The sequence below is a fragment of the Micromonospora coriariae genome (assembly GCF_900091455.1).
GTDB classification, from domain to species: Bacteria; Actinomycetota; Actinomycetes; order Mycobacteriales; family Micromonosporaceae; genus Micromonospora; species Micromonospora coriariae.
Genome location: NZ_LT607412.1, coordinates 5,033,340 through 5,051,414 on the forward strand (window position 1 = coordinate 5,033,340; position 18,075 = coordinate 5,051,414).

General features: G+C 71.1%; 18 protein-coding genes and 1 pseudogene. 7 read left to right on the forward strand and 12 right to left on the reverse strand.

All coding sequences use genetic code 11. From position 1 onward, the window contains the following. Nucleotides 1–35 precede the first annotated feature (35 nt). A complete protein-coding gene (locus GA0070607_RS23410) occupies nucleotides 36–899 on the reverse strand; it encodes an IS701 family transposase (RefSeq protein WP_197701135.1) in 864 nt (287 codons plus the stop codon). A 326-nt stretch (nucleotides 900–1,225) separates the two neighbouring features. On the opposite strand from GA0070607_RS23410, the gene GA0070607_RS23415 reads away from it, so the two are divergent. The 3 genes from GA0070607_RS23415 to GA0070607_RS23420 all read left to right on the forward strand — a co-directional run bounded on the left by GA0070607_RS23415 (nucleotide 1,226) and on the right by GA0070607_RS23420 (nucleotide 2,883). Beyond that, the gene (locus GA0070607_RS23415; RefSeq protein WP_172899087.1) at nucleotides 1,226–1,666 is read left to right on the forward strand and encodes a hypothetical protein; all 441 of its coding nucleotides are present in this window, start codon (nucleotides 1,226–1,228) and stop codon (nucleotides 1,664–1,666) included. A 246-nt stretch (nucleotides 1,667–1,912) separates the two neighbouring features. Further along, nucleotides 1,913–2,152 carry an MmyB family transcriptional regulator gene (locus tag GA0070607_RS34190; RefSeq protein ID WP_172899088.1) on the forward strand — a complete coding sequence of 80 codons (240 nt, stop codon included), beginning with the start codon at nucleotides 1,913–1,915 and terminating at the stop codon, nucleotides 2,150–2,152. Nucleotides 2,153–2,487: 335 nt separating this feature from the next. Beyond that, nucleotides 2,488–2,883 carry a hypothetical protein gene (locus GA0070607_RS23420; RefSeq protein WP_089020098.1) on the forward strand — a complete coding sequence of 132 codons (396 nt, stop codon included), beginning with the start codon at nucleotides 2,488–2,490 and terminating at the stop codon, nucleotides 2,881–2,883. 112 nt (nucleotides 2,884–2,995) lie between these two features. Here GA0070607_RS23420 and GA0070607_RS23425 read toward each other — a convergent pair whose 3' ends face one another. Then, nucleotides 2,996–3,880, reverse strand: coding sequence for an ABC transporter substrate-binding protein (locus GA0070607_RS23425; protein WP_089020099.1), 885 nt, complete (start codon nucleotides 3,878–3,880; stop codon nucleotides 2,996–2,998). 197 nt (nucleotides 3,881–4,077) lie between these two features. On the opposite strand from GA0070607_RS23425, the gene GA0070607_RS33535 reads away from it, so the two are divergent. Both GA0070607_RS33535 and GA0070607_RS32500 read left to right on the forward strand, forming a co-directional pair. After that, complete coding sequence (locus GA0070607_RS33535; RefSeq protein ID WP_089020100.1) at nucleotides 4,078–4,593, forward strand: SCP2 sterol-binding domain-containing protein; 516 nt, start codon at nucleotides 4,078–4,080, stop codon at nucleotides 4,591–4,593. Further along, nucleotides 4,493–4,813 (forward strand): glycogen debranching N-terminal domain-containing protein, encoded by a 321-nt coding sequence (locus tag GA0070607_RS32500; RefSeq protein WP_231930195.1) that lies wholly within the window; start codon nucleotides 4,493–4,495, stop codon nucleotides 4,811–4,813. The genes GA0070607_RS33535 and GA0070607_RS32500 overlap by 101 nt, the downstream gene beginning before the upstream one ends. Nucleotides 4,814–4,949: 136 nt before the next feature. Here the strand turns inward: GA0070607_RS32500 and GA0070607_RS23435 are convergent, their stop codons facing one another. From GA0070607_RS23435 to GA0070607_RS23465, 8 genes and pseudogenes are all read right to left on the reverse strand, one after another. Further along, on the reverse strand, nucleotides 4,950–5,984 hold the full coding sequence (locus tag GA0070607_RS23435; protein WP_089020101.1) for an alpha/beta hydrolase: 1,035 nt from the start codon (nucleotides 5,982–5,984) through the stop codon (nucleotides 4,950–4,952). A gap of 198 nt (nucleotides 5,985–6,182) precedes the next feature. Continuing rightward, the gene (locus GA0070607_RS32505; RefSeq protein WP_408630848.1) at nucleotides 6,183–6,314 is read right to left on the reverse strand and encodes a hypothetical protein; all 132 of its coding nucleotides are present in this window, start codon (nucleotides 6,312–6,314) and stop codon (nucleotides 6,183–6,185) included. A 397-nt stretch (nucleotides 6,315–6,711) separates the two neighbouring features. Further along, nucleotides 6,712–8,559, reverse strand: coding sequence for a multicopper oxidase family protein (locus GA0070607_RS23440; RefSeq protein ID WP_089020102.1), 1,848 nt, complete (start codon nucleotides 8,557–8,559; stop codon nucleotides 6,712–6,714). Next, nucleotides 8,556–9,002 (reverse strand): DUF6220 domain-containing protein, encoded by a 447-nt coding sequence (locus GA0070607_RS23445; protein WP_089020103.1) that lies wholly within the window; start codon nucleotides 9,000–9,002, stop codon nucleotides 8,556–8,558. The genes GA0070607_RS23440 and GA0070607_RS23445 overlap by 4 nt, the downstream gene beginning before the upstream one ends. Nucleotides 9,003–9,114: 112 nt before the next feature. Beyond that, entirely contained in the window at nucleotides 9,115–9,288 is a 174-nt protein-coding gene (locus GA0070607_RS23450; RefSeq protein ID WP_157743226.1) for a YceI family protein, read from the reverse strand. Continuing rightward, complete coding sequence (locus tag GA0070607_RS23455; protein WP_157743227.1) at nucleotides 9,285–9,539, reverse strand: YceI family protein; 255 nt, start codon at nucleotides 9,537–9,539, stop codon at nucleotides 9,285–9,287. Before GA0070607_RS23455 ends, GA0070607_RS23450 begins: the two co-directional genes overlap by 4 nt. Before the next feature lie 268 nt (nucleotides 9,540–9,807). Continuing rightward, nucleotides 9,808–10,062, reverse strand: a pseudogene (locus tag GA0070607_RS34195) (MMPL family transporter); the annotation flags it as partial. Further along, complete coding sequence (locus GA0070607_RS23465; RefSeq protein WP_089022050.1) at nucleotides 9,969–12,146, reverse strand: MMPL family transporter; 2,178 nt, start codon at nucleotides 12,144–12,146, stop codon at nucleotides 9,969–9,971. The pseudogene GA0070607_RS34195 and the gene GA0070607_RS23465, both read right to left, overlap by 94 nt. Before the next feature lie 212 nt (nucleotides 12,147–12,358). On the opposite strand from GA0070607_RS23465, the gene GA0070607_RS23470 reads away from it, so the two are divergent. Both GA0070607_RS23470 and GA0070607_RS23475 read left to right on the forward strand, forming a co-directional pair. Then, a complete protein-coding gene (locus tag GA0070607_RS23470; RefSeq protein WP_089020107.1) occupies nucleotides 12,359–13,489 on the forward strand; it encodes a sensor histidine kinase in 1,131 nt (376 codons plus the stop codon). Beyond that, on the forward strand, nucleotides 13,486–14,148 hold the full coding sequence (locus GA0070607_RS23475) for a response regulator (protein ID WP_089020108.1): 663 nt from the start codon (nucleotides 13,486–13,488) through the stop codon (nucleotides 14,146–14,148). Before GA0070607_RS23470 ends, GA0070607_RS23475 begins: the two co-directional genes overlap by 4 nt. A 174-nt stretch (nucleotides 14,149–14,322) precedes the next feature. On the opposite strand, the gene GA0070607_RS23480 is transcribed toward GA0070607_RS23475, so the two are convergent. Both GA0070607_RS23480 and GA0070607_RS23485 read right to left on the reverse strand, forming a co-directional pair. Further along, nucleotides 14,323–14,550, reverse strand: a complete 228-nt coding sequence (locus GA0070607_RS23480; RefSeq protein ID WP_089020109.1) for a hypothetical protein — start codon at nucleotides 14,548–14,550, stop codon at nucleotides 14,323–14,325. A 39-nt stretch (nucleotides 14,551–14,589) separates the two neighbouring features. Continuing rightward, nucleotides 14,590–17,961 carry a S8 family serine peptidase gene (locus GA0070607_RS23485; protein ID WP_231930197.1) on the reverse strand — a complete coding sequence of 1,124 codons (3,372 nt, stop codon included), beginning with the start codon at nucleotides 17,959–17,961 and terminating at the stop codon, nucleotides 14,590–14,592. Nucleotides 17,962–18,075: the final 114 nt, after the last annotated feature.

Consider the following 18,075-nt stretch of genomic DNA (forward strand, 5'->3'; position numbering starts at 1 on the left):
GGCCAGTTCGGTGGGGTCGGTGATGTTGCGGCGGATCAGCAGCCAGCGGCGGTAGCTGTGTTCGGCGGTGCCGGTGTCGGGCAGAGATGCCACGGCCCAGTCGTAGAGTCGGGGCCTTTGACTCCGTCGCCGCAGCTGCGGCGTTTCCATGCCGGGTCCGGTGCGCGGGCGGCGAGGGCGTCGGCGCGGGAACTGCCGGTCTCGGTGGGGATCTTCTGGTTGCAGGCGACGGCGAGGACGTAGCCGACGTGCCGGCGTTGCAGCGCGGCGCGGAACTTGCTGTCCTTGCCGTATGCCTCGTCGGCGGTGACCCATTTCGCCGGCAGCCGGGCGTCCAGGGCGCGGGTCAGCATGGCCAGGCCCTGGGCGGGTTTGGTTGCGAACGTCACCTGCTCGCCGATGCCGGCCTCGGCGCGCCGCGCCGGGTTGTCGCACCAGCGTTGTGGCAGGTAGAGCTCGCGATCGATCAGGGCACGTCCTTTGCAGCTGGCGTAGGCGAGGAACACGCCGAGCTGGCAGTTCTCGATCCGTCCAGCGGTGCCGGAGTACTGCCGTTGCACGCCGGCGGACTTGACGCCTTTCTTCAGAAAGCCGGTCTCGTCGACGATCAGGACCCCGTCGGGCTCGCCGAGGTGCTCACCCACATAGTCGCGCAGGTCATCGCGGACCGCGTCGGCGTCCCACCGGAAATTGTTGAGCAGGCGTTGCATTCCGTCCGGGGTGCTGTCGCCGGCAGCCTCGGCGATGGTCCAGCTGTTCTTACCCGCCAGCGGCGACAGCAGCCCGAGCAGGTAGCCCCTGGCCCGGCGGCGCGGTTCCACCCGTGCGAACCGGCGCGCGATACGCGCCATCACGTCGTCCAGGCCCGCCACCCAGCCCGCCACAAGATCCACTGTCACGAGACCGGGAGTCTACATAGTACGATCGACGTCGTGACGGCGCCGGCACCAGCACCGCGCTCGAACCAGCCACCACCAGCGCAGACTCCGAACCTGAAAGTGCGGCTGGAGTACTAGCCGCGTGGTTGACGGCCGTCGGGTTAAGGAGAGGTGAGGAAGCGGTCCCGACGGCGAGCAGGTACGCCCATGAGCAACTTGCGCCAAGTACGGGAGCCCCTGGGAGCAGAGCGATGAAGATGCGTCGACGCCGCCAGAGGTGATCTCGCTGACTCGAGACACGGCTGTGGCTCGAAGACGACGATCGTGGCATGGGCTGCCTGCGGTGTGTGATCGAACAGGTGGCACGAGCACGCACCTGGCGGGTGAGGCCGGATCGCGCTGCCAGGATTGAAGCGAACCCGAGGTCCACCCCTCGCGACTGGATAGAGGGCGCTGGCTGGAAGCGCCTGAACCTGTTGAACCGGGCCCTCGGCGAGTTCGCGCACGGGTCGACAAGGACGAATTGGAACGTCGCCCGTGGTGCACTCGTCGCGCTTCAAGCCAACGCAGAGGCGGATGAAGAAGCGCAGTACACCGGCCGCACCCACGCACTGGCCGCGATGATCTTCATCGTATCCGTGGAATGCGCGGCCTGGGTCGACAGCTTCAGCAGACAACTGGGCGAGGCGTACCGCAAGGTCATTCGTGTCGACGACGTGGGGGCCGACCGCGCCATCGACGCACTGATGAATCGAGCGTGGGAGAAGCGCGGAACACCGCTGCGGTGAGGCTCACTCAACGACAACATCCCGGCGGTTGCCGCCGGGAGGCCCGCAACGACGCGGGCCGCTGACTGGGCAGGGCGCGGTAAAGGCGGCCGATACTCCGACGATTTCCTTGACCGGGTCGCTGACGCTCTGCGGCTCACCGACAACGAACGAGAGGTCCTCTATCGCCTGGCCGTCGGGCGTCAACCAGTCCCGAGGGCAGGTGCCGACGAAGACACCAGCCCCGCTCGCGAGATGTGCTGGACGATGGAACGGCTTGTGGCGACCCAGCAATGCCCGGCGTACATCATCAACAGTGCCTTCAACATTCAGGCGTGGAACGCCCAAGCGGCAGCTTGGTTCCCATCGCTGCCGAGCGAGCCCAACCTGATGCGGTGGGCGTTCGGGCACCCGGCAGCTCAACGGCAGCTGGACCGGTGGGAGGAAGACTGGGCGCCGTCACTGCCGGCGCAGCTACGGATGGCTCACGCCCGCGAACGACAATGAATCGCTCACCCGGGTCATCCGGGATGTCATCGCCAGCAACGAGCAGGCGCGTTGGTGCTGGGAGAACAAGCCCGGCGTCACTGATCCAGGTCAGGTCTCACGGGGAGTTCGTATCCCTGACAGCGCCAGCCCGGTGATGGTAGAGGTGATCACCTGCTCACCGCTGGGCTACGCCGGCATGCAAATGGTCTGCATGGTGCCGGTTGATCCCGCGCAGGGCGGCACGTTCGTCTCCTCGATGAGCGCGCGGGCGGTTCCAACGTCGGGGAGTCGAGCCGCCTGACTAGGCTCGGGTGCACCGGAACGACGGTGCTCAGTCCCGGCATACTGGCCCGGTGATCGACAACGGATCGCCGGGCCGACCGGACCTCTCCTCCGCGCTGCGGTTCCTCAGCGAGCTGATCGCCTGGGTGGCCACGCCGTGGGCGCTCGCCCCGCACTCGGTGCCGCTGGCGGTCGCCTCGGTGGTCCTCCTCGTGGGGCTGCCGACCGTTTTCGCCACCCCCGGCGACAAGAACCACGTCCTGGTCCCCGTGCCCGGGGCGGTCACCATCGCGCTGGTGGGGTTGCAACTGGTCGCTGCGGCGGTCTCGGCCTGGTTCGCGTGGCCGTGGCCGGCCGCCCTGGTCGTGACCGCCGTGGCGCTGTCCACCGTGGTCACCGAGCTGCCGCGCTGGCGTCGGCTCGCCCCGCTCGGCCCCGAGGGCCGGCCCTCGCACCGACCTGCCTAACCCGCCCGCGGCCGGCGACTACCTCGCCGGCCGGGCCGAGCGGGAGCTGTGCCAGCGGGCCCACCGACGGGCGGCGAGCCGACCGCGCGTCGGCGGACCGGGCCGGGCGGCGTCAGGCCACCCGGCGGATGCTGCCCGCCGGCGGGGCCGGCACGGCGTCCGGGTGCAGGATCCCCGCGATCGCCTCGACCCCGTCGACCAGCCGGGGTCCGGCCCGCACGATCAGCCCGTCCGCGTCGACGGCCCAGACCTCCGCGTCAGGGAAGTGCGGGACCACCGCCGCGGCCTGCTCGGCCGCCCCGTCGAGGTGGAAGCCGCACGGGGTGACCAGCACGACCTCCGGCGCCGCCGCCCGCAGCGCCGCCCAGGTGGTGGGTGTCGATCGGGCGCCGGGGTGGGTGGCCACCGGCTTGCCGCCGGCGGCCCGGACCTGGTCTGGGATCCAGTGACCGGCGCCGAACGGCGGGTCCACCCACTCCACCACCGCGACCCGGCGCCGGGCCCGGCCGGCCACCGCCGCGCTGACCCCGGCCAGCCGCGCCCGCAGGCCGTCCACCAGGGCCTCCGCCCGATCCGGTACGTGGGCCGCCGCCCCGACCGCGAGGATGGTGCCGAGCACCTCCTCCAGGGTGTACGGGTCCAGCGACAGCACGTCAGCCCGGCAGCCGAGGTGGTCCACGGCGTCGGCGACCCGCCCGGCGGGCAGGGCGCAGACCCGGCACAGGTCCTGGGTGAGGATCAGGTCGGGGTCGAGCCCGGCGAGCGCGCCCGCGTGCAGGGTGTAGAGGTCGGCACCCGCGGCGAGCTGCCCCTTGACGTACGCGTCGATCTCGCCGGGGCTCATGCCCCGGGTGTCCCGGCCGCCCACGACGACGGTCTTGCCGGCCCGGTCGGCCGCCGGCACCTCGCACTCGAAGGTCACCCCGACCAGGTCCTCGGCGAGGCCCAGGGCGTAGACGATCTCGGTGGCGGACGGCAGCAGGGAGACCAGGCGCATCCCGCCATCCTGCCCGCCCGCGCCCCGCGCCCCGCACCGACCCGGCAGTTGCCCGATCCGGCCTCCGCGCCAGGGCACGGCGATAGGCTGGGGCGGCGCCGGAAGAGCACGGACGCGTCGGTCGTCGCCGCTGCACGGGTCGCCGCGGTCCACCTCGGGCCGCCCGCCCCGACGGCGATCTCGCGGGAGGCGGTGCGGTGTCGGATCCCATCGGAGCGTCCTTCGACCGGCTCGCCGGCGGTGGGTACGAGCGCCTGCTGCGCAAGACCGCCGGCACCGTCCGGTTCGAGCTGGTGGGCGACGACGGGCTCGACCTCTGGCACCTGACCATCGCCGACGGGCGGGTCGCGGTGTCCCGGGAGGCGGGCGCGGCGGACGCGGTGACCCGTACCGACCGGGCCTTCTTCGCCCGGATGGCGCGGGGCGAGGCGAAACCGCCGCCGGCCCGGCTGCGCAACGACATCACCACCGAGGGCAGTTCCGCTACGTCGTCCTGCTGGAGCGGCTCTTCGCCGCGCCGCAGAGAGCCCGGCACCCGCGCGCCCTGGCCGGCGACCGCCGGGAGCGGGCGTGAAGTCGAGCCTGGTCCGGGTGCTGGACGGCAACATCTTCGTGCTCAGCGAGGACAACGGCGACATCGAGGCGAGCATCGCCAACCCGTGCGGCTTCTTCGACTTCGACACCCGCTTTCTGTCGCTGTGGCACAGGGTTGAACGACGGCAGTACGCACTCCTGGACCGGTCGCCGCAAGCGGCCCGGCCTGGGGAAGGGGCCAACGGCCTTGCTCCTCGACCAGGTGGTCGACACCGCCAGCAGTTGAGTTCGCTGTGCGCGTCGAGACTCGACGCGCACAGCGACGTCAGCGAGGCAGCTCAGCACGAGAATCGGGCTCGCCGACACAAGGCGGCGCATGGGCCTGGGCGGCACCAATAATCCTGCGTGGGTCGTGGCGATTGGCCGATGCGCTGCCGACCCTGCCAACTGTGGCCACCGAACGACCCAATGGCGACTGCGGGGGAGGGGAAGCGCCCGCTGGCGACCGGGCCGGTCACCAGCGGGCGCTCGTGCGTTACCGCTCGAGGGAGTGGGTCGCCACACCGCGCCCCGTCTCGAGCGCCCCGAGCAGCATCGGCAGCGACCGGTGCAGCTCCCGCTGCCAGTACGGCCAGCTGTGCGTGCCGGGGCCGTAGAAGTCGGTCGTGACGGAAACGCCGAGTTCGCGCAGCTGGGCGACGAAGTCGAGGTTCTCCTGGTGGATGAGCGCCTCCAGACTGTTGGTCTGGCCCGGCGGGTCGAATGGTCCGCCGGCCGTGCCATCGCCGGTGGCCACGAAGAGCGCTGTGTGCCGCAGCTGCTTCGCCAGGTAGTACGGGTCGTGGTCCTGCCAGATGTCCCGTTGCGCGACCGGGTCGCCCCACAGTGCGTACGGGTCCAGCCCGGTGCGCCCGAAGAACGGCAGCCAGTAAGACGGGTCCTTCAGCGGGTGCACGACCCCGCTGAACGAGGCTGCCGCGCGGAACATGCCCGGGTTGCGGGCCGCGTACGACATCGCCCCGAAGCCGCCCATGGACAGGCCGGCGATGGCGCGCTTCGGGCCCGCGCCGTACCCGCGCTCGATGATCTGCCGCACCTCGGTCAGGTGGAACCTCTCCCAGGCCGGGGCGCCGCCCTGACCGCCGTTCCACCAGTCGCTGTACCAGCCGGCGGCACCGGCCTCCGGCATCACGACCAGGACGTTCCGGAGTTCCGGGATGCTCGCCACGTCGGTGGAGCGGGTCCAGCTGACGTATGAGTCGCAGCAGCCGTGCAGCAGGTAGAGCACGGGCCAGTGATCCCCGGGCGCCCGCTGCTCCCACCCGTCGGGCGTCAGCAGCCGTACTTTGGCGGCGGTGCCGAGTGCTGGCGACTGGATCGTCAGGTCGACCAGGCGTGGCCCGACGGCCGTCTCTTCGGCCAGGTACGCGCCGTCGGAGGCGTGGATGGGCGCGGGGGCGGCGACGCCGGCCGCCGCCGAGTCGGGGGCCGCGACGGCGGCGGGTCCGGCCACCCCGGCCAACGCGAGCCCGATCGCCACGGCGGCGCTGATCGCCGACAATCTCCTCATGACTCCTCCTCTGTGACCGCGGGGCAGGCTTCGCCGCGCGGCCCTTCATGGTCCGGGCGGAACGATTCTGATCGTTTCCTGCGGGTGGCGGGAGGCAAAGCTGTCACTGTCGGCCAGCGGCCAGCGGACGGGCGTGAGCGGTGATCGGCAGGTGGTGCGCGGCGAGTGGTCCCGGCGGCGACTCGATGCGTGACGTCCTCAGCGCTGCGGCGCAGCGATCGCACCACCGCCACGCTCGGCTACCAGACGGACCAGCTGGCGGAACTGGGCGGGCTGCAGCCCGGTGAACGGAAAGATCCACTCAAGGTGGGCTGCGGTGATCACCTGCACCCAGGCATCCTGACCGATCATCCTCAACGGACAGACATCGGGGTTACGAGACGTCCCTTACGTGGAGATCAGGGTCGCCCACGGCCGTACGTCGGCCGGGTGGACCACAGGCGCAGCTCCAGCCGGGCGGCAAGGTCGGGCGCGGTGGGCTCCAGGGCGCCGAACGCGAGGCGCAGAGCACTCGGCACGACACCGCTGATAGGACGAACGGTCGCGCTTTTTCCGAAACCACTGCGGTCATGGCCATCTCCTTTGCGGGGTTCGGTACCGCCGGGCGGCGTTGATCTGGCGCCACCCGCCGCCGTAATGGGCCCGGTATGGTCCATGCGGCGCATTCCAACCAACCGCCTCCCAACCAGTTGATCAGCGCGCCGACCTGCGGAACCCGATCCCGAGATCACTCGGGATGATTCGCCGTGCGCCGGCCGACGGCGAACGGCGAGGTCACCCCCCGGTATGCCACATGCAGCACCATGCCCTGTTTGGCGTGCGGCAGGTTGTGACAGTGGTCGAGCCAGATCCCCGGGTTGTCGGCCCGGAACGCGACCTGCCACACCTCGCCGGGCAGCACATCGAACGTGTCCAGCCAGAGCGGACTACCGGTCACCGGGCGACCGTTGCGGGACAGCACCAGCACGTGGTGGCCGTGCAGGTGCATCGGATGGCTTTCGGTGCCGCGGTTGACCACCGTGGTGCGCACCTCGTCGCCCTGGTCGACCAGCAGCGGCGGGATGTCCGGGTAGACGCCCCCGTTGACCGTGTACGCGTAGCTCGGCACCCCGTCCAGGAACCGAACCAGTCGGTCCAGTACCAGCGTGTAGTCCTTGTTGTAGCGGCCGAACGGTCCCGGCGCGGGGGTGCCGTACCGGGTAATGTCCAGGTCGGAGCCGGCCGGGTGCGCCGGCATTGCACCGGTACCCAGGAGCAGCCCGTCGGAGTCCCGGCCGTCCACCATCACGTGCACGGCCCCGGCGGGCATCGTGAACACGACGTCGTAGCGGCCGCCGGCGGGCAGCCGCAGCGTGGTCTCGGCCGTCAGCACGGTCGGGCCGTTGAGGTCCCGACCGTCGATCGCACTGACGATGTACAGCGTGCCGCCGACCGCCACGCGATGCGCGTCGTTGTCGGTGTTGATCAGTCGCAGGCGGACCCGTCGACCCGCGGGCACGTCCCGGGTCTCCCGCCGGTCGGATCCGCCGAGCATCGTTGCGCCGGTGTCGAACCGGTGCACGGGCAGCGCGATGTCCGTCTCCGCCGATTCGGTCCCGTCGGGAGTCACTACGAGAGTGCCGTAGAGGCCTTTGCGGACGGCTTCACTGGACATCTCGTGTGAGTGGTACCAGTAGCTGCCGACGTCCTTGGCCTCGAAACGATAGGTGAACGTGCCGCCTGGCGGCACCGCGTCCTGGGTGACACCCGCGACACCGTCCTCGCCGGCCGGCACGTCGTACCCGTGCCAGTGCAGCGTGACCCCGATGCCCGGCAGGTCGTTGCGCAGTGTCACCTCGACCACGTCGCCCCGGGTCACCCGCAGCTCCGGCCCCGGCAGCTGGCTGTCGAAGGTCCACGCGTCAACCGTCGCGCCGGACGGCAGGGTGACCGTTGCGGCGCGGGCGGTGAGCGTGAACTTCCGGGTCGGCGCGCGGCTCGGACCGCGCAGGTCGGCGACGGACACACCAGGTGCCGCGGCGGGTCCGGCGTGGGCGGCATGGCCGCTATCTGCGCCGTGCGTGTTGTGGTCGAGTCGGTCGGGCAACCGGCTGCCGACGGCGGCCGTGACACCCGCGGCCAGCAGCGCCGCCGCCGTGGTCGCCACCACCGCGACCCGTGCCGTCAGGGCCGGGAGTCGCCATACCAGCAGCGCCGCGGCGCCGGGACCGAAGACGGCCGCGACCGCACCGACCGTCACCGGATACCCGACCAGGAACTGCATCGCAATGCCCGCGACCGCGACGTACGCCGCCGCGATCATCGCCGGCGCCGGAGGCGTCCGTCGGCGGACCAGGGCGACGCCAACCAGCCCGGACAGCAGCGTCAGCGGGACGGCGGTCACCAGCCGGTCCGGCACGAACCACCAGCCGGCACCGCCGAGCAGTGCGACCACGGTGGCCCGCGCGGCCGTGGCCAGCACGGCCGCGATCAGCACCGCGGCGCCGGCCTTTGCACCCCGCAACGGCCAGGCCGCCACCCATAGGCCACCGGCGACCACCACCAGGAGCAGGTCGAGGACCAGCAACACGCTCATGCCGCGTGCGCCCGCTCGGGCCCGGTGGTCAGCTCGTCGGCCGCCCTGGCGGCGAGCCGGCGGGCGTTCGCCAGGCCGGTGATGGCGGTGCCCAGCACGGCCAGGCCGTTCACCGCGTGCAGCGCGACGAGGTACAGCGGCAAGCCGCTGCGGTCCGTCGTGCTCCCGCCCAGCGCGGTGCTCATGGCGCTCAGGACGAACTGCAGGATGACCAGGCCAATCGGCAGCGCGGCGAAAGCGATGGTCCGCCCGCCGGCCCGCGCCAGCGCCGCGACGACGGTGTTGAGCAGGGCGAGCGCCAGGATGGCCACCGCCCCGGTACGGTGCGCCGTCCACGCGTCCGCAGTGGCCGGCCGGCTGAACGCGCCGACCCCGGCCAGATAGAACTGCGCCAGCACGACGACGACGACGAGCGCGCTGGTGATGACAAAGACCTTACGCATGTGGATCACTCCTTTGTGTCGACTTGATCGGGACCGGAACCTGGCCACGGGGCCGTTTGGTCGGCTCCAGGGGCCCCGGCCCCTCATTCGGGGGCGGGGCAGGTAGCCGGCGCTATATCGACGTCGTGGCGACGATCTCGATCGTCACGGCGAGTTCGCGCGCGATGAAGCCGACCGTCCGGCTCACCCCGAACGCAGTCCGGTCGACCACCGCGGTGGCGGTGAAGGCGCAGCCGTCCACGGTCTGGCGGCCTTCGACCAGCCGCAGCGTCACTGGGGCGGTCACGCCGTGGACGGTGTGAGCCGGCCGGTCATCGTCCAGCCGCCGCCGTGGGTCCCCACCCGGGTGCTGGCGAACCCCGTGGCCGGGTACGACGCGACGTCGAGGAAGTTCTTACCTACTACGCCCCGGTCGCGGCGCTTGTTGCCGCTGGCGATGCTGGCCGGATCCATCGTCACCCGGACCGACGAGCGGGCCGGGTCCTCGGCGACGACGATGACACCGTCGATGACGTCGAACGTGTCGCGGACCGTCACGATGCCCACAGCTCCTTCACGGCGAAGCGGACGGTGGTGCGGAACGGGTCGACCGCGTACGTGTCGGCGGCGATCGCCGGCCGGGTGGCGGTGCTGTCGGTGCTCATCGCAGGACTTCCTGGTTGTGTGCGGTGATGTGGTTGATAGCCACCCGGTCGGGTCCGGGTAGCAGCGCGGGGTCCTCCCCTCGGGTCAGCCGGCGCGGGAGAGGACGCCCGGGCTGCCCTCGGTGCCGCCCGGCCGGACCGTCCTCGCCGTCAACGGCGTGAGCGAGCCTGCCGGTGGCCCAGATACGCCGGCCGAGATCGTGTGACAGGGACGGCAGCAGCAGGGACCGGACGATGATGGTGTCTAGTAGCACCCCGTAGGCGACCACGAAGCCCAACTGCGCCATGAACGTCAGCGGTAGCCTGGCCATCACGGGAAGGGTCAGACTCTGGCGTCTTCCCTGACCCCGGCCGGTGAAGCCGAGGTCGCCTTCGGTGCCCGGCGTCCGGGCATCCACCAGTTGGCCTTGCCGCACAGTTCCATCACCGCCGGGACGAGGACCATCCGGACGATGGTGGCGTCGATGAGCACGGCGACGGCCATGCCCAGACCTCCCTGCTTGACCGCGACGTCGTGGCCGAGCAGGGAGGTCGTGAAGACGGCGATCATGATGGCGGCCGCGGCCGTGATGACCTTGGCGGTCCGTGCCAGCCCGCGAGTGACGGCCATCCGGGTGTCGCCGGTGCGCTCGTACTCCTCACGGATCCGCGAGATCAGGAAGACCTCGTAGTCCATCGACAGGCCGAACAGGACCGGGAACATCATCATCGGCACCCAGGTCGTGATCGGCATTTCGGTGGGGAAACCGAGGGCCGAGCCGAGCCATCCCCACTGCACGACCGCGACGAGCACGCCGTAGGCGGCGCCGATCGACAGCAGGTTCATCACGGCGGCCTGCAGCGCGATCGTGACCGACCGGACCAGCGCGATCAGCAGCACCACGGACATCGCGATGACGACCGCGATCATCAGGGGCAGGCGCGAGCCGACCTCGTCTGCGTTGTCGATCGTGACGGCGTTCGGGCCGCCGACGTAGACCCCTTCGCCGCCGGGTGCCTTGGGCAGCACGTCGTCGCGGAGCTGGTGCACCAGGTCCGCGGTCGCCTCGTCCTGGTATCCGGTCTTGGGGAAGGCTATGAAGGTGACGGCCTGCCCGTCCTCGCTGATCCGAGGCTGCGTGGCGTAGGCAATGCCCTCGGTCTTGCTGACCGCTTCGACGACGGGACGCAGATCGGCGTTCTTGGAGTCGACCTCGGTGGCGAAGATCAGGGGTGCGCCGTAGCCGGGACCGAAGCCCTCGGAGACGATCTTGTGTGAGGTGTAGCTGCTCCTGTCGTGGGGCTGGACACTGGCGTCGGGCAGGCTCAGCCGCATCGACAGCATGGGGGCGGCCAGCACCAGCAGGACCGCGCCGGCCAGAACCGCGGCGACCAGCGGCTTGCGCTGCACCACGCCCGCCCAGCGCTCGGCGGGAGTGCGGCGCTCCCGGGACGGGACACCGTCGGCCCTCTGCCTGCGGGACGTGCGACGAGGCAGGCGCAGCGAGTTGATCTTGTGGCCAGTGAAGCCCAGGAACGCCGGCAGCAGGGTCACCGCGGCGATCATCGTCACCAGCACGATCACCGACGTGGCGACGGCCACTCCGGTCATCAGCCTCTGTCCCATGACGATCAGGCCCAGCAACGCGATCACGACGGTCGTGCCGGCGAACAGCACCGCGCGACCTGCGGTGGTGATGGCCTTGACAGTGGCGCTCTCGGGCTCATCGCCGTCCTGCAGGCTGTCCTTGTAGCGGGTCACGATGAACAGTGCGTAGTCGATGCCGACACCGAGCCCGATCATCGCGGCGAGGATCACAGTGAAATCCGGCGAGGGGACCACGTGCCCCACCAGCTTCATCATGGCGATGCCGCCGAGGATCGCCAGCAGTGCGGTCACGATCGGCAGGCCCATCGCCACCAGTGACCCGAAGGCGATGAACAAGATCACCGCTGCTGCCAGGACGCCCACGCTCTCGGCCGGACCCTGCGGAGGTGTCTCGGCCTTTTCTGCCTGCGCCCCGCCCAGCCCAAGCGTCACGCCGTCACCAGAGGCTTCCTTGACCGTGTCCACCAGGGGCTTGACCTCGGTCTTCTCCGCATCCTTGTCGGTCAGCGGGATGGTCGTACGGGCGATACGACGATCCTTCGTCACCAGATTCTCGTCCTGATACGGCGAGGTCACCGGTCCTGTAATGGGTGAGGCGTCCAGATCGGCGAGAACCTTCTCGATCTTCTGCCGCGCGGCGGGGTCGTCGATCCCCTTCTCTGCCTTGATCGCAAGGGTCAGCGTGTCCCCTTGCTGCTCGGGGAAGTGCTTCTCGATCAGAACCTGCGCCTTGGCGGATTCGGAGTCTCCACCGGAGAAGTCGTTGTCGGAGGCGGCGCCGAAGCCGAAGCCGACGATCGCCACGGCGATCACGCCGACGATCCAGGTCAGCAGGACCAGGCGGCGGCGCCGGTAACAAAACCGGGCTAGTCCCGCCAGAACTCCATCCGTAGGGGCAGTCTCGGTTGGCATCATCTTCTCCTCGATGGTTTTGATGTCGCTTGATCATGTCGCCGGGCGCACCGCCGGTCGTCCTGCAGACGGATGCAATTCGCGCTGCCGCCGATGGCGCACCCGGCTGCTGCGGACGCCGCAGGCGCCGGGAAAGTACTGCGTACGCGGTAGGCAGCCGCCCGTCCGCGAGCAGGATTCGGCCGCGGCAAGATCCCGGCTAAGGTGCGCGCATGAGCACAGGACGGCCCGGTGTTCGGGCCAATGTCAGAGACTGGGCGATCGCCGTTTGCGTGGCGGCGACGCTGCTGGTCGCCGGGCTGTCCGGGAACCACTCCGCCACGGATCTCGACCTACTCGGCTACGCACTGTTGGCGGCGGGTGGCCTGGCGCTGGCCGCGCGCCGCCGGGCTCCGGTACCCGTCCTGGCGGTCACCGGGCTCTGCGCGGTGGGCTACCAGGCGGTCGGCTTCGACGTGCCCGCCGTCGCGTTCCTGTTCGCGGTGTACGCCGCCGTGCGGGCGGGCCACCGCATCACCACGGTCGTGGCGGCCGTGCTGATGCTGGCCGCTCTCCCGCTCGCGGCCCTCGCCCCGCCGCAGGACATGGCCGTGGGCGAGGCGCTCGCACGGGCCCGGGGCGCCCTCGAGGTGGCTTGGCTGGTCGCCGCCGGTGCGGCGGGGGAAGCGCTGCGCCAGGCCGAGCGGCGGGCGGACGAAGCCGAGCGCACCAGGGAGGAGACCGCGCGGCGCCGCGCGGACGAGGAGCGGCTGCACATCGCGCGGGAGCTGCACGACTCGCTCACCCACCAGATCTCGATCATCAAGGTGCAGGCCGAAGTAGCCGTCCACCTGGCCCGCAAGCGTGGCGAACAGGTGCCGGAGGCCCTGCTGGCGATCCGCGAGGCCGGTCGGGAGGCGACCCGGGAACTGCGCGCGACCCTAGAAGCGCTGCGCGACGACGGTGAGACCCCGCCGCATGGGCTCGACCACCTCCCGGAACTGGTGGAACGGGCCCGTGCGACCGGCCTGGACGCGACATTGACGATCGAAGGACAACGGCACGACGTGCCGGCCGCGATGGACCGGACCGCCTACCGGATCGTTCAGGAGTCCCTCACCAACATCGCCCGTCATGCCGCCACCGCTACGGCGTCGGTCCGGGTCGACTACCGTCCGGACGCCCTCGCGATCCGAGTCGACGACGACGGCAAGGCCACGCAGGACACCACCCCGATTCCCGGCGTCGGGCTGCTCGGAATGCGCGAACGAGTCGCCGCCCTCGGCGGTCGCCTGCGCGCGGAACCACGCAACGAGGGCGGCTTCACCGTCCACGCTGAACTACCCGTGGGCCGGACGTCATGATCCGCGTCCTGCTCGTCGATGACCAGCCGCTCCTTCGCAGCGGCTTCCGCGCGCTCCTCGATGTCGAGGACGACATCGAGGTGGTGGCCGAAGCCGCCGACGGGGAGGAAGGCGTGACGCTGGCCATCCGGTACCTGCCGGACGTCGCACTCGTCGACATCCAGATGCCGGTCATGGACGGCGTCGAGGCGACCCGGCGCATCGCCGCCGACCCGGCGCTGGCCCGGGTGCACGTCGTCATCCTGACCAACTACGGCCTCGACGAACACGTGTACAACGCGCTGCGCGCCGGCGCCGCCGGATTTCTCGTCAAGGACATCGAGCCAGGAGACTTCCTACATGCCGTTCGCGTCGCCGCGCGCGGTGACGCCCTGCTCGCACCGTCGATCACCCGCAAGCTGATCAACCGGTACGTCACCGAGCCGCCCCACACACGCGCCGACACGGGGCTGAAATGGCTGACCAACCGCGAACGCGAGACCGTCGCCCTGGTCGCGCGGGGCCTGTCCAACGACGAGATCGCCGACCTCATGGTGATTAGCCCAATGACCGCCAAAACCCACATCAACCGGGCCATGGCCAAGCTCCATGCCCGTGACCGCGCCCAACTCGTGGTCCTCGCCTACGAATCCGGCCTGGTAACCCCACGCAACCGCTGACATCGATACGGCGGCTGCGGCCGGATCCAAGATCAGGTGCGCTCTTCTGGTAGCCGCGATCCGCGCCTGAGGCGTCCGCTAGGCGGTGACCGAGTGTAGTGGCCTGGGCCGGCATCAGTGGCGTGGACGGCAGCCGCAGGGCGGCGGGCATCAATCCCGTCGCCCGCACCAACGTCATGAACATGTGCGTGACGTGTTCGCCCAGCTGAAGCCGATGATCAGCACAGCGTCCGCCGCGAAGCTCTTGATCTCCGCAGCGCCGGCCGTGAAATCGACAGCCAAAGCGTCCTCCGCCGGGTCGTAGGTCAGCAGCTTCAACCCGAGCGGGAGTTCCTCGCCGACGCGGCCCTCTCGTCCTGAGCCAGCCGCCTGAAACGCGCCGAGGCGCGGCCCGGTCTGCACCGGGCCGCGCCTCGGTGGAGGTACGGCGGATCGGGACGGTCAGCCGGCGCGGTACGCCCGGATGATCGTCTGCTCGATGCCGCTACCGCTGTCTGCGGTGGCCTTCACCCGCAGGGAGATCGCCTGTCCGCCCGTCAGGGCCGGCAGCGCGGCGTGGTAGCCGTCGCGGTCACCGTCGACCTTGGCCGGCTGCCAGGTGGCGCCGTCGTCGGTCGAGGTCCAGACCTGGAACGAGGTCACCCGCTGGGCTGGCGCCCCCTGGGCCTGCCGGACGGCGAATGTGGCCGGACCACCGGTGGGATGGTTCGCCGCGTCCAGTGGCAGGGAGTAGTCGACCGACAGGAGCGGCAGGGCACTGCGCGCCGTGCCGGCCGGCCCGGCCGACCGGAAGGTCCACGCGGTGTTGACGTGGGTCGAGAACGGCAGGATCCGGCTGGTGTCGACGTCGAAGGTGAGCCGGTAGTCCGCCGCCTTCGCCGGCACGCTGAAGTCGGTCCGGGCGGCGTTGCGCTCGTCGACGAGCTGGCCGTCCCGGTAGAGGGCCAGCGTCCGTGTGATGCCGACCGCGCCGGGCTGCAGGCAGTCGGCCCGCTGGTGTTCGTCGACGAGCATGGCCAGGTCGACGTGCAGGTTGCCACTGGTCCGCCACGGCGCGCCGGCGCAGCTGTACACCCCACCGGCCGGGTCGTCGAACCAGTCGGAGCGCAGCGGCTGCCGCGCCCAGATCTTGGTCTGCCGGCTACCCGGCGCGTAGTTCCGGGGCGCCTCCTGGGCCGGGAGACCGCCGTAGGTCCCGGTGTCCTGCCAGAGGAACCCGGGCGAGACGTAGTCGGTACGCGTCGCCGGCAGGTCGTAGGTGGGGTTCTGGGTCAGGTAGAACCCGTCGGGGGTGTAGCCGGCGCGGCGCATCGAGGTCACCATCCCGGTCAGGTCCAGCTGGTTGAACCGCTGGTCGATCCGGGCGAGCCGGGCCTGCTCGGCGGCGGTGACCCGGTAGGTGGGGTCGGCCGGCACGCCCTTGGTGTACTCATGTGCCAGGTCGTAGTGGTATGGCGCGGCCGTGCCCGCCGGCGAGTCCAGCCCCCAGCCGCCGTACATCCGCAGCGACCCCACGCCGGGCAGTGCCACCGGGCCGGATGCGACCGTGGCGGAGTCGCCCCACGCCGCGATGGCCTGCCACCAGGAGAGACCGTTTCCGGCCGTCTGCACGTACAGGAAGTCGCTCGCGAGGGTCTGGGTGGGCTTGCCGGGCACGGTCGCGGTGAGCGGCTTGACCTGCGTCGGGTCGAGGATGACCGTCCGGGGGCTGTCGACGGCGAGGTCGCTGTTCCCGACGAATGCGCCCGTCTGCGCTCCGGTCTCGTCGTTGTACGTGGTGAACGCCGCGGTGACCTGGTAGCGGCCGGCCGGGACCCGCAGCGTGGCCGACTTGCCGGGGGTGAGGAACGCCCCGCCGCCGTAGAGCAGCGGGTCGGCGAGGTTGGTGACCTCCACCCCGACGGCGCTGTACCCGTTCACCGGGGTGTCCGGTATGGGGCGGGTCTGGATCGTCAGGTCGTAGCTGCGCGGCTCCACGTAGAAGGCGACCGGCGTGGTCGCCACCAGCGCGTGGTTCGGCGTGCGGGCGGTGACCGTGGCGAGGTAGTACCCGGGCGAGCCGGCCAGCGCCGCGCGGTCGAGCCGCAGCGTCGCCGTGCCGGGCACGCCGCGCTTGAGCGTCACCCGGGTGGTCGACAGCTTCGCGGCCCGGCGGGGTGCGGTGGTCCCGTCGTGGTTGGCGACCGTGACCGCGAGGTTGAGCGGGACGGCGGCCGGGGTCTGGTCGCCGGTCCAGCTCAGCCGCACCTCGTGGGTGCCGGACTGGGGGTAGCTGAAGGTGCCGAGGTTGACCACCGGCTGGTCGCTCACCGGGCCGGTGAGTGCCCGTGCCGCGTTGAGCCGGCCGGCGCCGACGGTGTAAGGCTCGGCGTCGGGCAGTGGGTCGGCGGCGCCGACGAGCCCGGCCTTGAGCCGGTCCGCGGTCCAGTCGGGGTGCCGCTGGGCGAGCAGCGCGGCGGCACCCGCGGCGTGCGGGGCGGCCATGGAGGTGCCGGAGAGCGTGGTGTGGTGCTCGTCGAACGGCGTGCCGAGGGTGGTGCCGGCGGCACGGCCGGCGACGATGTCGACGCCGGGAGCGGCCAGCTCCGGCTTCGCCGCCCAGGTGTTGATCAGCGGTCCCCGGCTGGAGAAGTCGGCCCGCTCGTCGTCGGAGTCGACCGCGCCGACTGTCAGTGCGCGCCCGGCCGAGCCGGGGGACGCGATGGCGCCGCCGCTGTTGCCGGCGGCGATGACGAAGAGGGCGCCAGTCTGCTCGGTCAGGTTGTCGACGGCGACCGCCATCGGGTCGGTGCCGTCGTCCGGCATGGCGCCGCCCAGGCTCATGTTGACCACGTCGGCGCGGGAGGCGGCCCACTCCATGCCGGTGATGATGTCGGAGTCGGAACCGGAGCCGAAGTCGTCGAGGACCTTGCCGATGACCAGGCGCGCGTCGGGCGCGATGCCGCGACGCTGGCCGTGCGAGGCGGCCCCGGTGCCGGCGATGGTGGTCGCGACGTGGGTGCCGTGCCCGTTGTGGTCGACCGCGTCGCCGCCCGGGGTGACGAAGTCGGCGCGGTCGACGACCTGGCCGGCCAGGTCGGGGTGGCTGAAGTCGGCGCCGGTGTCGAGCACGGCCACCCGGGTGCCCTTGCCGGTGTAACCGGCCTGCCAGGCCTGCGGCGCGGAAACCTGACTGATGTTGTGGTCGAGTTGAGCGGGCTGCCCGCCGCCGTGGTTGCCGGCGGTGATCCCGGTCGCGTGCACCTTGCGGTCGAGCCATACCTTGCGCGCACCGGTGAGCAGGCTGGTGGTGGCTGCCCTGGCGTTGGCCGCGGACCTCTTCGGCACGGCCCCGGCGACCGCGCCGATGCTCGACAGTGGCCGGACGCCGGCGAGCGCCGTCGTCCGCTGGTTCTCGGCGGGCTGCACGATGACCGGCAGCTCGGTGGTGCTCTCGTCGTCGTAGCCGTCCGCGATCAGCGTGGTCACGTCGAACAGGTCCGGGTCGAGCACGGTGCCGACCTGGGCCGCCACCGTGGCCGGGATGACCTTCATGTGCCCGTCGGCACCGCAGCTGCGCCGGATCACACCGGCCGGGTCGACGGGCTGCACGCGGACCCGGGGGCAGCCGGACCCGGTGGCCTCGACGGTCACCACGTCGCCGGTGAGCAGCGTGACGGTGTGCGTCTCACCGCTGCCGGCCGGGGCCGCGGTGGCGGGGTTCGGGGTGGTGAGGTCTGGGGTCGGGTTGGCCAGCGCCGGGGTTCCCGGCACCGCTTGCAGCGTCGCAACCACTGTGGTGGTCACCAACAGCCACCGAATTCGTCTGGGCATCTCGCTCCCGGGGTTGGGGGGTCGGCCGCATCTGCCGCAGGCACGCACGTTCGGTGTGGCCGACCAATCTGGAAAGGATCGGAAAAGACCGGGCCCGGGCGGCTGCACAGCCGC

Excerpts from the sequence above, each read along its gene's own strand:
- GA0070607_RS34190 (WP_172899088.1), top strand. The coding sequence starts at position 1,913 with ATGGAACGGCTTGTGGCGACCCAGCAATGCCCGGCGTACATCATCAAC.
- GA0070607_RS23425 (WP_089020099.1), bottom strand. The coding sequence starts at position 3,880 with ATGCGCCTGGTCTCCCTGCTGCCGTCCGCCACCGAGATCGTCTACGCC.
- GA0070607_RS23435 (WP_089020101.1), bottom strand. The coding sequence starts at position 5,984 with ATGAGGAGATTGTCGGCGATCAGCGCCGCCGTGGCGATCGGGCTCGCG.
- GA0070607_RS23440 (WP_089020102.1), bottom strand. The coding sequence starts at position 8,559 with ATGAGCGTGTTGCTGGTCCTCGACCTGCTCCTGGTGGTGGTCGCCGGT.
- GA0070607_RS23445 (WP_089020103.1), bottom strand. The coding sequence starts at position 9,002 with ATGCGTAAGGTCTTTGTCATCACCAGCGCGCTCGTCGTCGTCGTCGTG.
- GA0070607_RS23465 (WP_089022050.1), bottom strand. The coding sequence starts at position 12,146 with ATGCCAACCGAGACTGCCCCTACGGATGGAGTTCTGGCGGGACTAGCC.
- GA0070607_RS23470 (WP_089020107.1), top strand. The coding sequence starts at position 12,359 with ATGAGCACAGGACGGCCCGGTGTTCGGGCCAATGTCAGAGACTGGGCG.
- GA0070607_RS23475 (WP_089020108.1), top strand. The coding sequence starts at position 13,486 with ATGATCCGCGTCCTGCTCGTCGATGACCAGCCGCTCCTTCGCAGCGGC.
- GA0070607_RS23485 (WP_231930197.1), bottom strand. The coding sequence starts at position 17,961 with ATGCCCAGACGAATTCGGTGGCTGTTGGTGACCACCACAGTGGTTGCG.